Raw genomic sequence first — 11,536 nt, 5'->3', positions numbered from 1 at the left:
CGGGCCCCGGCGCAGGCTCTCGCCCCGGCTCCGCCCCGGCCCCGGCGAAGGCATAGGAAGCTTTACCTGCGGCTGAGGGCGCCGATCCGCAGGTAAAGCTTCCTATGCCCAGAGGGGGTCAGGCGCGGGTGACGGCGTCGGCGAGCAGGTCGCGGGTCAGCTCGACCTGCCACCCGCGGGCGCCACCGGCCCGCAGCGCCTCGGCCACGGCGGCCGGCTCGCGCGGCTCCGGCGGGCTCCACATGATCCGCCGCACCAGGTCGGGGGAGAGGATGTTCTCCACCGGCACGGAGTGCTTCTCCGACAGCTCGGCCAGCCCGGCCCGCACCACCTGCAGCCGGGTGGCGGCCGCGGGGTCGCGGTCGGCCCACCGGTTCACCGGCGGTGGACCGTCGCCGGGCCTGCTGTGCAGCGGCAGCTCGTCCTCGGGCAGTGCCTTGCCACGCGCCAGGGCGTTGTACCAGTGCGCCACCAGCCGGCGGTTGGCCCGGCCGCGGAACACCGGCAGCTCGAGCAGGGCACCCTCGTTCTTCGGATCGGCCTGGACGGCGGCGACCATCGCCGAGTCGGGCAGCACCCGGCCGGGCGCGACGTCCCGCTTGCGGGCCAGCTCGTCGCGCGCCTCCCAGATGGCCCGCAGCATGCCGAGTTGGCGGCGGCTGCGCAGCCCGTGCACCCCGGACGTGCGCCGCCACGGGTCCTGCCGCGGGGCGGGCGGGCCGGCGGCGAGGGTGGCCTCGAACTCCTGCCGCGCCCACTCGGTCTTCCCCTGCTCCTCGAGGATGGCGGCCAGCGCGTCGCGGAGGTCGACCAGCACCTCGACGTCGAGCGCGGCGTAGACCAGCCACTCCTCCGGCAGCGGGCGGGTGCTCCAGTCGGCGGCGGAGTGCCCCTTCTGCAGCGAGAAGCCCAGCAGCGACTCGACGACGGCGCCCAGCCCCACCCGCGGCAGCCCGGCCAGGCGGGCGGCGAGCTCGGTGTCGAAGATGCGCGCGGGGGTCAGCCCGATCTCGGCCAGGCAGGGCAGGTCCTGGTTGGCCGCGTGCAGCACCCACTCGGCGTCGGCGATCGCGGCCTGGAGCACCGAGAGGTCCGGCAGCGGGATCGGGTCGAGCAGGCCGGTGCCGGAGCCGGCGCGCCGCAGCTGCACCAGGTAGGCGCGCTGGCCGTACCGGTAGCCCGAGGCCCGCTCGGCGTCGACGGCGACCGGGCCGGTGCCCGCGTGCAGCGCCTCGGCGTACCCGACCAGCTGCGTGGAGGTCTCGATGACCGGCGGCAGGCCGTCGCGGGGGGCCAGCAGCGGGGTCGCCTCGGGGGTCTCGGCGGCCGCCGGGTCCTGCGGTGGCCGGGGAGTGGGGTCGGTGCTCAGTTGCCGTCCACCTTCTTGCCGGTCCTCGTCCTTCGGTCCACCGGCGCCCGGGCCGGGAGGGCGACGACCGCGCCGATCCGAGGAGGAGCACCGGCTCAACGGGCTCGGTGCCGCTGTGCCGCACCGATGTTAGAGAGTCTCGCTGCCGACCCGGTCGGAGGGACCCAGGAGCCGGACACCGGGCGGCGGGAGCCCCGCGGCGTTGCCCAGCACCTCCAGCCAGGCCGCCAGGTGCCGGGCGAGGTCGCTGTCCCCGGCGGTCCAGGAGGCGCGGATCTCGACGTCGACCGAGTGCTCGGGGCCGGCCAGCTCGCCGAAGCGCGTCGACGCCGTGCGGGTGACCGTGCCGCCGACCGTGTGGTGCGTGGCGCCGGAGTCGCCGAGGGCGTCGGTCAGCCAGCTCCAGGCGACCTCGGAGAACATGGCGTCGTCGACCAGCTGCTCGTCGGTCGCGGCGGAGAGGTAGCCGACGCAGCGCGTGGTTCCGTGCCAGGCCTCGTGGCCCTCCGGGTCGAACAGCACGATGAACCGCGCGCTGGCGATCTCGGCGTCGTCCTCGGCCTCGGCCTCGGGATCGGCCACCCGGGCGCCGAGCGCGAACGCATGGGGCGCCAGGCGCTGCGGTGCGGGGATGCGGCCGAGCTCGATCTCCGGGCGCACTCGCACCGTGGCCAGCGACTCCAGGGCATCGCGGAAGGCGGCCGGGACGTCGTCGTCCCGGTCCCGGTCCCCGGCATCGGCCAGGTTGCGCGGCTCCACGTCCGCAGAGTAGGCCGGGACGCGGCACGGCGGCGCCGACGCGCCGCACGGGCGTGCGGACTCGGCGGCACGGCGCTCCCCGGCGGTCTGGGAGGATCGGCGGTCGTGAGTCCCGCTCCCGCCTCGGCGTCCCCGGCCGATCCCGATCTCGTCCGTGCCGCCCGTGGCCTCCCGGTGAGCCGCACCCCGGTCTGGTTCATGCGCCAGGCCGGCCGCTCGCTCCCCGAGTACCGGGCCCTGCGCGCCGGCACCAGGATGCTCGACGCCTGCCAGGACCCCGACCTGATCACCGAGATCACCCTGCAGCCGGTCCGCCGGCACGGCGTGGACGCGGCGATCTTCTTCTCCGACATCGTCCTGCCGCTCGTGGTGGCCGGTGTGGACATCGAGATCAAGCCGGGCGTCGGCCCGGTCGTCGCGAGCCCCGTGCGGACCGTCGCCCACGTCGACGCCCTCCCCGACCTCGAGCCCGACCGGCTCGGGTTCCTGCAGACGGCGGTGCGCGCGCTGGTCGCCGAGCTCGGGCCCACCCCGCTCATCGGCTTCGCCGGGGCACCGTTCACCCTCGCCACCTACCTCATCGAGGGCGGGCCCTCCAAGGAGCACGCCCGCACCAAGGCGTTCATGTACGCCGAGCCGGAGGCCTGGTCGCGGCTGCTGCAGAAGCTCTCGGTGTCGTCGTCGACCTTCCTGCGCGCCCAGATCGACGCCGGCGCCTCGGCGGTCCAGCTGTTCGACTCGTGGGCCGGCGTGCTCTCGGCGGCCGACTACGCCGAGCGGGTGCTGCCCCACTCGCGGGCGGTCTTCGACGGGCTGGGGGAGAGGGACGTCCCCCGCATCCACTTCGGCGTGGGCACCGGCGAGCTGCTGCCGCTCATCGGGGACGCCGGCGCCGACGTCGTCGGGGTGGACTGGCGGGTGCCGCTCGACGAGGCCGTGCGGCGCGTGGGCCCGGGGCGGTCGCTGCAGGGCAACCTCGACCCCGCCGTCCTGCTGGCCGACCGGGCGACCGTCGACCGGGAGGTGCGCCGCGTCGTCGAACAGGCGAAGGGTGCCCGCGGGCACATCTTCAACCTCGGCCACGGCGTGCTGCCCGAGACCGATCCGGACGTGCTGACCCACGTCGTCGAGCTGGTCCACGAGCTCACGGCCCGGTGACTCCCTCCCGCCTGGTCGTGGTCGGTGCCGGCATCACCGGCCTGGCCGCCGCCTTCGAGTGGCGCCGCCGGCGCCCGGACGACGAGATCGTCGTGCTGGAGGCCGGCGACCGCGTCGGCGGGAAGCTGCACCGCATCGAGCTGGCCGGCCACTGGTACGACACCGGGCCCGAGGCGGTGCTCGCCCGCGTCCCGGAGGCCGTCGGGCTGGTCGAGGCCCTCGGCTGGGGTGACCGGCTGGTCGCGCCGGCGACCACCCAGGCCGCCGTCGTGCTGCCCGAGGGCCGGTTCCCGCTCCCGGCCGGCACCGTGCTCGGGGTGCCGGCCTCGCCGGACGGCCTCGACGGGATCCTCTCGCCCGCGGGCGTCGCCCGCGTCCGGGCCGAGGCAGCACTGCCCCCGCCGGCGGTGGACGGCGACGTCGCCGTCGGCGCGCTGCTGCGCGAGCGGCTCGGCGACGAGGTGGTCGACCGGCTGGTCGAGCCGCTGCTGGGCGGCGTCTACGCCGGCCGGGCCGACGAGCTCTCCCTGCAGGCGACGATGCCGGCCCTCTTCGCCCACCTGCCCGGCTCCACCTCGGTGCTCGCCGCCGCCGCGGCCGCCCGGGACGCCGGCAGCCGCAGCCGCGGCGACGTCGACGGCCCGGTGTTCGCGACCGTCGACGAGGGCATCGGCGCGCTGCCCGCGGCGCTGGTCGCCGCGTCGCGTGCCGAGGTCCGGCTGCGCACCCCGGCCCACGGCATCCGGCGGACCGCCGCGGGTCTCGAGGTCTCGGTGGGCCCGGTGGGGACGCCGGAGGTGCTGACCGCCGACGCCGTCCTGGTCACCGTCCCCGCCGGCAAGGCCGCCCGGCTGCTGGCCGGTGTCGCACCCGGCGCCGTGCAGCCGCTGCAGGGCATCCCGTACGCCTCGATGGCCGTGATCGCCATGGCGTTCCCCGCCCAGCAGGTCGACGCCGGCAGCGGGTTGCTGGTGCCCCCGGTGACCGGGCGGCTGGTGAAGGGCGTGACCGTCTCCTCGAGCAAGTGGCCGCACCTGGGCGGGGACGCCCTGCTCGTGCGCTCGTCGGTGGGCCGGTTCCGCGACGAGTCCGAGCTGCAGCGCACCGACGAGGACCTGGCCGCCGCGGTGGTCGCCGACGTCGCCGACCTGCTGGGGCTGTCGCGCCCCGAGCCGCTGGAGACCGCCGTCGTCCGCTGGGGCGGTGGCCTGCCGCAGTACCTCGTGGGGCACCAGGCGCGGGTGGACGCCGTGCGCGCCGCCGTCGCGGGGGTGCCGGGGCTCGGCATCGCGGGAGCGGCCTTCGCCGGGGTGGGTCTGCCGGCGTGCATCCGCGACGCCCACCGGGCGGTCGACGCGCTGGCCTGAACGGTGGCGCGGGCCACGGGCCGTGCGGGGCATCGCCGGTGGGGTCGTGGCGTTGGGACCGGGGTGAGCACGACCCACCTCCACCCCCACGACCAGAAGCCCACCACCTCCCGCTGCCTGCGCCACCACGTCTGGATGGCCGCCTGCGCCGACTGCCGCGAGGCGCACCGCGTGCCGTCGCCGCGCCGCGCCGCCTTCTCCGGGAAGCGGGCCACCCGCTGACCCCCGGGTTGCCAGGGGCACCGCCGCCCCACAGGGTCGGGGGATGACCAGCACCTTCCTCCGCGGCCTGGCGGCCGGCGCCCTGGGCACCGTCGTCTTGGATGCCGCCACCTCCCTCGACATGGCCCTCCGCGGTCGGCCGTCCAGCTCCGTGCCGGAGCGCACCGTCGACGCCGCCGCGGCCGCACTCGACCGCGACATCCCCGGCCGCGGGAAGGTCCGCCGCAACCGGCGCAGCGCCCTGGGTGCGCTCACCGGGATCGGCAACGGGCTGGCGAGCGGCGTGCTGGCCAGCGCCCTGCGCGCGGCGGGGGTGCGCTTCCCCGCGCCCCTCGGTGCGCTCGTCGCCGGCGGCACGTCGATGGCCCTCACCGACGGCGCGGTCGCCGCGCTCGGGGTCGAGGACCCGCGCACCTGGGGCCGGGAGGAGTGGCTCGCCGACGTCCTCCCGCACCTGGCGTACGGGGCCGCGGTGCAGACGGTGCTGGAGAGCGTGCCCACCGACGCCGAGCGGGCCGCCCCGGTGCGGCCGGCGCCGGCGGGCCTGACGGCCAGGGCGCTGCTGCTCGGCGTGGCGACGGGGGGCCGGAGCTCGCTCGGCTTCGCCGGGCCGGCGCTGACCGCGCCCGCCCGGCCGGGTGCCCCTGGGCACCGGTCGCGGCCCGCCCGGGTGATCGCGCTGGCGTCGCTGGCGGGGGAGCTGGTGGCCGACAAGCAGCCGGCCATCCCCGACCGCACGCAGCCCGGCGCGCTGGGCGGGCGGCTGGTCGCGGCGGCGGTCGGCGGGACGTCGCTGGCCGCGCGCGAGCGCGTCAACGGCGCGCTGCCCCTCGTGGCGGCGGTGGCCGGCGGTCTCGCCGGCAGCGTCGGCGGCCTGCGGTGGCGCCGCTGGGCGGCGTCGCGCTTGCCCGATCTGCAGGCCGCCCTGCTCGAGGACGCCGTCGCGCTCGGCCTCGCCGCCGCGGCCTGCCTGCCCGGCCGGTCGCGGCCGCCGCTGGTCGCCGTCCCGCGGTAGATCACAGACCCTCGCGGCCTGCGGCGCCGCCGCGCGCGCGACAATGGGCGGCATGAGCGACCAGGTCGAGGAACGCAGCATCGGCAAGCGGGCCAACGAGCTCAACGCCACGATCCGCTACACGATGTGGTCGGTGTTCCGCCTGACCCGCCCGCTGGAGGACGAGCGGCGGCACCACGTCGCCGCCGAGGTGACCGAGCTGTTCGCCGAGCTCGCCGGCAAGGACGTCGTCGTCCGCGGCACCTACGACGTCGCCGGTTTCCGGGCCGACGCCGACCTCATGGTGTGGTGGCACGCCGCCACCGCCGAGGCGCTGCAGGAGGCCTACACCCGGCTGCGCCGCACCACCCTGGGCCGGCACCTGGAGCCGGTGTGGTCGCAGCTGGCGCTGCACCGCCCGGCGGAGTTCAACCGCAGCCACATCCCGGCGTTCCTGGCCGAGGAGGAGCCGCGGCGCTACGTCTGCGTCTACCCGTTCGTGCGGTCCTACGAGTGGTACCTGCTGGCCGACGAGGAGCGGCGGGACATGCTCAAGGAGCACGGGATGCAGGCCCGGCCGTACCCCGACGTGCGGGCGAACACCGTCGCCGCTTTCGCCCTGGGCGACTACGAGTGGATGCTCGCCTTCGAGGCCGACGAGCTGCACCGCATCGTCGACCTCATGCGCGACCTGCGGGCCAGCCGCGCCCGGCGGCACGTGCGCGAGGAGGTGCCGTTCTACACCGGCGTCCGGAAGCCGGTCGCCGAGCTGGTGGCCGACCTGGCGTAGGTGCACGACATCCCCCGTCGCGGGCCCGGAGGGTCCCGACGGGGGATGTGCGATGGCTCAGCACCCGGTCGGCCTACCGGCCTCCACCGCGGCCAGGAGCCGTCCCCGGCCGCCGTGGAGCCGCTGCGTCGCGCCTGCGCGGACCCCTCCGGGGCCCACTCGGCTCGACAGGTCAGGCTTCGGCCGGCTGCAGCCGCACGCTGACGCTGTTGATGCAGTAGCGGTCGCCGGTCGGCGTCTGCGGCGCGTCGTCGAACAGGTGGCCCAGGTGGCTGTGGCAGGTCGCGCACAGCACCTCGGTGCGGACCATGCCGAAGCCGCGGTCCTCGCGGAGGATCACGTTGTCCTCCGCCGAGGCCTCGTAGAACGACGGCCAGCCGCAGTGCGAGTCGAACTTGGTCTCCGAGCGGAACAGCTCGGCGCCGCACGCGCGGCACTCGTAGACGCCGACGGTCTTGGTGTCGACGTACTCGCCGGTCCAGGCGCGTTCGGTGCCGGCCTGGCGCAGCACCTGGTACTCCTCCGGCGACAGCTGCGCCCGCCACTCCTCGTCGGTCTTCGTGACCTTGGGCTTCTGGGGGGAGGTCGTCATGCCAGGTCGAACGAGCCGCGAGGCGGCACCATTCCCGGTGCTCAGCGGCCCAGGCCGGCATCGCGGGCGCGCACGATCGCCTGCGCCCGGTCGGTGACCTGCAGCTTGGCCAGCACGTTCGACACGTTGTTGCGCACCGTCTTGGGGGAGAGGTAGAGCGCGGCGGCGATCTGCGCGTTGGAGCGGCCGGCGGCGACCAGGTCGAGGACCTCGCGCTCCCGGGCGGTGAGCTGCGGGAACGCCGTCTCCGGCCCGGCCGGCCCGCCGGCGAAGAAATCGGCGATCCGGCGCGCCAGCGCGGCACCGACACGGCGCCGCCGTTGGCCACCGTCGTGATGGCGCGCACCACCTCCTCCTGATCGGCGCCCTTGAGCAGGTAGCCCCGGGCCCCGGCACGGACGGCGGCGAACACGGTCCCGTCGTCCTCGCTCATGGTCAGGACGACGACGCCCACCGACGGCGAGGCCGAGGTCACCCGCCGCGTCGCCTCGATCCCGTCGATCCCCGGCATCTGCACGTCCATGACGACGACGTCGGGCTGCTCCTCGAGCGCGAGGGCGACCGCGGCCTCGCCGTCGGCGGCGGTGCCGACCACGGTGAGGCCGGGGACGGAGTCGAGCAGCATGGCCAGCCCGTCGCGGTAGACCGGGTGGTCGTCGGCGACCACGACCCGCAGCGGTTCGTCCACCTCGGTCACGTCGTCGTCCCTCCGTCGGCGGGCAGGACCGCCCGCACCACCGTCCCGCCGTCCGGCGGGCACGACACCGTGCAGCGGCCGCCGAGCTCGGCGGCGCGCTCGCGGAGCGACACCAGCCCCACCCCGGCCGGGGCACCCTTCGGGATGCCGACGCCGTCGTCGGTCACGGTCAGGACCAGGGACCGGTCGTCGCCGCGGACCAGCTCCACCCGGCAGGTGGAGGCGCGGGCGTGCCGGGCGACGTTGGCGAGCGCCTCCGACGCGATCCGGTAGGCGGCGACCTCGACCGCGGCAGGGAGGTCGTCGGCGGCCGGGTCCGCCTCCACCGCGGTGGCCGTGCCGGCGCCCAGCAGCCGCTCGGCCTGCTGGCGCACCGCCCCGGCCAGGCCGACGTCGTCCAGCGCCGGCGGTCGCAGGTCGTGCACCAGCCGGCGGACGTCGCCCAGGGCGCCGGCGACTTCGTCCCTGGCCGTGCGCAGCAGCCGGTCGGCGTCCTCCGCGCGGCCCGCCGCGGTCAGGTTGCGGGCGGTGTCGATGCGGAGGACCACGGCGCCCAGGCTGGGACCCAGGCCGTCGTGCAGGTCGCGGCGCAGCCGGCGGCGTTCCTCCTCGCGCGCGGCCACCAGCTGCTCCCGGCTGGTCTGCAGCTGGGCGGCGAGGGAGCTCGCCCGCGCCGCGGCCGCCGCCTGGCGGACGACATCGGCCAGCAGCCCCTCGTCGCGGGTGACCAGGTGCGCCCGGACGCCGTCCCCGGGCAGGAGCAGCCGGCCGACCTCCTCGCCGCGGTAGGCGATGGGCAGGGGCCGGACCGCCGCCGGGCGCCGGCCGTGCTCGGCCACCAGCCGCTCGCCACCCGCGTGATCCACCTCGACGCCGACGTAGGGCGACCGGAAGGCCTCCGCGACCGCCGCCGCGATCGCCACGAGCTGCGCCTCGACGCCCTCCGACCGCTCCAGCCGCGCCGCCAGCTGCGAGACGACCCGGTAGGGGTCGTCGCGCTCGCCCAGCACCCAGCGCCGGACGAGGCGCCACAACGGAGCCCGGAGGGGGACGTAGGCGGCCGCGACCACCAGCAACGTCAGCAGCGTGGCGTCGCGCTCGCCGAACCGGTCGCCCAGCAGCGCGCCGGCGCCGGCCAGCACGGCCAGGTCGAGGAGGACCACGCCGATCCCGAGCACGCCGTAGACGACGGTGCCGCCGAGCAGTCGGTCGATGTCGACCGCACGCGGTCGCAGGATGCCGACCGCCACGGCGCCCCCGGTCAGCGCGACGGCGACCATCAGGGCCATCGCGCTCGGCTCGCCCGGCAGCAGCAGCGTGCTGAGCATGACCAGCAGGTCCACGACGGCGGCCCAGAGCAGCCAGCGCATCCGGCGGCGGTCCTCGTTCGTGGTCCGGCGGTAGCGGAGGACCACCGAGGCCGCGGGCACCGCGATCCCGAGCACGGCGACGGGGAGGGCGATCCGCAGGAGCGGCAGGGCGACCGACCCGGGCAGCGGAAGGCTGGTCAGGTCCAGGTCCAGGGAGCGGTAGACCGCGGGCACGTGACCGTCGTCGGCGGTGAAGGCGACCTCCGCGGGGACCACCAGGAGGAGTGCCGGCAGCAGGGCGGTCGACGCGAGGCTGGCGATCGCGACGGGTCGCCACCGCCCGCCCGGCAGCCGCCCGTCGGGGTAGAGGAGCAGCAGCAGCGGCAGCCCGAGCAGCAGCGCGGCGCCCAGTCGCTGCAGGAACCAGAAGGCGAGGCTCGCCCCGGGCAGCGCCGGGTCGTACTGGACCCCGTACGCGAGCCACGACTCGGCGAGGCCGTCGACCGCCCAGAACAGCCCCGTACCGGCGAGCACCCAGGAGACGGCGTTGCCCGGCGCCCGGAGGAGCAGCAGCGCCCCGGGTACGGCGACGGCGACACCGGCGAGCGCGGCCACCGAGCCGGGGGCGACCTCGACGGCGGCCCGCGCCGCGGACGGCGTCAGCACGTCCAGGACGGCGGCGGCCGCGCAGGCGGCCAGCGACAGGGAGAGCACGGCCCAGGCGGCGGGCCGGCCGGCCCGGACCCGGCGAGGTGGGAGCGGTGGCGGGCCCTGCGACCGCGGCGCACCGCTCCGGCCGGTCGCCGGCGCCTGTGTCTGCACGCGCGCATCCTCGCCTGCCGGCGTCCCGGACGTCACGGGGCAGCCGTCCCGAGTTCCCCGGGACAGTTCTCGGGACCCGATCGAGGGCGGCGGGCCCTGGGTGCCCGGGACGCCGCCCCGAGACGGTTCTCCCAGGCGGTGCACAGGGCACCGCACCACACCACGGGAGACGAGATGTCGCTCAGCACCACCCCCGCACCGGCCCGGACCGACGTCGCGACCGCACGCGGCACGGCGCCCGGTGCCTCCACCAGCCTGGTCCGCCGGGCCGGGGTCGCGGTCGCCGCCGGCGCCGGTTCCTGGGCGGTCACCTGCGCCTTCCTGGGCACGACGCCGCCCGCCGGCACCTGGCAGGCGACCGTCGTCAACGTGGCCGCCGTGGCCTTCCAGGTCGGCCTGATGTTCCTGGTGACCGTGCAGATGCGGACCGGCGCGATCGGCACCGGCCGCCTGGCCCGGCGCCTTCTGCACGTCGAGCACGGCCTGCTCTCGGTGGCCATCGTGTCCTCGCTGATGTGGGCGTTCACGCCCGGGCTCTACGACACCGGGTTCTTCTTCGTGATCGACCTGTTCTGGCCGCTGTCCATGCTGGGCATGGCCGTCCTGGGTGTCCGCATCGCGATCGCCGGCCGCTGGAAGGGCATCGCCCGCTTCTGGCCGATGGTCGCCGAGAGCTGGGCGCCGGTCACCGTGCCGACCGCCTTCCTCCTGCCGGCGATCACCCAGTACGTGGGAGCCGCGCACCTGCTGGTCGGGTACGTCGCCCTGGGCGTCATCCTCGCCACCCGCCCGCACCTCACCGGCGCCCGCGACTGAACGACCGACCGCCGCCCCGTCTCCCTCCCGGGAGGCGGGGCGCGGTCGCGTCCGGGGCCCGGGGGAGACTGGCGGGGTGACCGCCGCCCCCCAGCCGCCCGCCGGCCTGCTGCCCGACGTCTGGTTCACCCGCGACCTGCCCGTGCTCCGGGCGATCGCCCGGCTGGTGGACGAGCCGAAGCACGGCGGCGCGCCCTACCTGCTGGGCTCGGTCGTGCCGGGCAGCGGGCTGCCGAAGGCGGAGGTGATCGCCGCGGCGAAGGCGCTGGCCTCGGCCGGGTACATCGAGCCGCTGACCAACCACGCCGGCGACATCGTGCGCATCACCGCGATCTCGGCGGAGGCCCGCCGGCTGGCCGGGCTCTGGCCGACGCCGCAGGGGGAGTGGGAGCGGCTCCTCGAGCAGCTGGCGGCCCGGGCGGCGAATGCGCCCACCGACGTCGAGCGGCAGCGCTGGCGGGCCTTCGCGGAGGCGGCCGCTGCCGTGGGTGAGCACGACGGGGCGCTGCTGATGTCGGCGCTGATCGGCGGGTACGTGCCGCGCGCCCGGTGAGCGGTGGCCGCCCTGGCGCGCTGCCTGTGCGCGGGCGCCCGGTTCCACGCTCGGAAATCCCGCGCCGGCGCACACGCCCGGCCCGAC

At 76.6% G+C, this 11,536-nt stretch carries 12 protein-coding genes and 1 pseudogene; 7 read left to right on the top strand and 6 right to left on the bottom strand.

The genetic code is table 11. The annotated features are described in order from the left end of the window. Window positions 1–118: 118 nt before the first annotated feature. On the bottom strand, window positions 119–1,468 hold the full coding sequence (locus QOZ88_RS07920; RefSeq protein ID WP_305999249.1) for a ribonuclease D: 1,350 nt from the start codon (window positions 1,466–1,468) through the stop codon (window positions 119–121). A 30-nt stretch (window positions 1,469–1,498) separates the two neighbouring features. After that, window positions 1,499–2,128: a DUF3000 domain-containing protein gene (locus QOZ88_RS07915; RefSeq protein WP_305999248.1), complete on the bottom strand. Its 630-nt coding sequence runs from the start codon at window positions 2,126–2,128 to the stop codon at window positions 1,499–1,501. A 105-nt stretch (window positions 2,129–2,233) separates the two neighbouring features. Between QOZ88_RS07915 and hemE the strand changes: the two genes are divergently transcribed. The 5 genes from hemE (at window position 2,234) to hemQ (ending at window position 6,659) form a co-directional block, all read left to right on the top strand. Beyond that, complete coding sequence (gene hemE, locus QOZ88_RS07910; protein ID WP_305999247.1) at window positions 2,234–3,286, top strand: uroporphyrinogen decarboxylase; 1,053 nt, start codon at window positions 2,234–2,236, stop codon at window positions 3,284–3,286. Further along, entirely contained in the window at window positions 3,283–4,653 is a 1,371-nt protein-coding gene (gene hemG / locus QOZ88_RS07905; protein WP_305999246.1) for a protoporphyrinogen oxidase, read from the top strand. The genes hemE and hemG overlap by 4 nt, the downstream gene beginning before the upstream one ends. Window positions 4,654–4,716: 63 nt before the next feature. Continuing rightward, window positions 4,717–4,875: a hypothetical protein gene (locus tag QOZ88_RS07900; protein ID WP_305999245.1), complete on the top strand. Its 159-nt coding sequence runs from the start codon at window positions 4,717–4,719 to the stop codon at window positions 4,873–4,875. 43 nt (window positions 4,876–4,918) lie between these two features. Then, window positions 4,919–5,890 (top strand): hypothetical protein, encoded by a 972-nt coding sequence (locus tag QOZ88_RS07895; RefSeq protein WP_305999244.1) that lies wholly within the window; start codon window positions 4,919–4,921, stop codon window positions 5,888–5,890. Between the two features lie 52 nt (window positions 5,891–5,942). Continuing rightward, window positions 5,943–6,659 (top strand): hydrogen peroxide-dependent heme synthase, encoded by a 717-nt coding sequence (hemQ, locus tag QOZ88_RS07890; protein ID WP_305999243.1) that lies wholly within the window; start codon window positions 5,943–5,945, stop codon window positions 6,657–6,659. 172 nt (window positions 6,660–6,831) lie between these two features. Here the strand turns inward: hemQ and msrB are convergent, their stop codons facing one another. The 4 genes and pseudogenes from msrB to QOZ88_RS07870 form a co-directional block, all read right to left on the bottom strand. Continuing rightward, window positions 6,832–7,251, bottom strand: a complete 420-nt coding sequence (msrB, locus tag QOZ88_RS07885; RefSeq protein WP_305999242.1) for a peptide-methionine (R)-S-oxide reductase MsrB — start codon at window positions 7,249–7,251, stop codon at window positions 6,832–6,834. Between the two features lie 41 nt (window positions 7,252–7,292). Then, window positions 7,293–7,451, bottom strand: a complete 159-nt coding sequence (locus QOZ88_RS07880; protein WP_305999272.1) for a response regulator transcription factor — start codon at window positions 7,449–7,451, stop codon at window positions 7,293–7,295. A 194-nt stretch (window positions 7,452–7,645) separates the two neighbouring features. Then, window positions 7,646–7,876: pseudogene (locus tag QOZ88_RS07875) on the bottom strand (response regulator); the annotation flags it as partial. Window positions 7,877–7,944: 68 nt separating this feature from the next. Further along, entirely contained in the window at window positions 7,945–10,080 is a 2,136-nt protein-coding gene (locus tag QOZ88_RS07870; RefSeq protein ID WP_305999241.1) for a sensor histidine kinase, read from the bottom strand. A gap of 174 nt (window positions 10,081–10,254) precedes the next feature. On the opposite strand from QOZ88_RS07870, the gene QOZ88_RS07865 reads away from it, so the two are divergent. Both QOZ88_RS07865 and QOZ88_RS07860 read left to right on the top strand, forming a co-directional pair. Continuing rightward, on the top strand, window positions 10,255–10,896 hold the full coding sequence (locus QOZ88_RS07865) for a hypothetical protein (RefSeq protein ID WP_305999240.1): 642 nt from the start codon (window positions 10,255–10,257) through the stop codon (window positions 10,894–10,896). A gap of 76 nt (window positions 10,897–10,972) precedes the next feature. Continuing rightward, entirely contained in the window at window positions 10,973–11,449 is a 477-nt protein-coding gene (locus QOZ88_RS07860) for a hypothetical protein (protein ID WP_305999239.1), read from the top strand. Window positions 11,450–11,536 lie beyond the last annotated feature (87 nt).

Source organism: Blastococcus carthaginiensis, assembly GCF_030731085.1.
Classification (GTDB): Bacteria; Actinomycetota; Actinomycetes; order Mycobacteriales; family Geodermatophilaceae; genus Blastococcus; species Blastococcus carthaginiensis.
The sequence above is the reverse complement of the archived record's forward strand: the minus strand, read 5'-3'. Positions and strand labels throughout refer to the sequence as shown.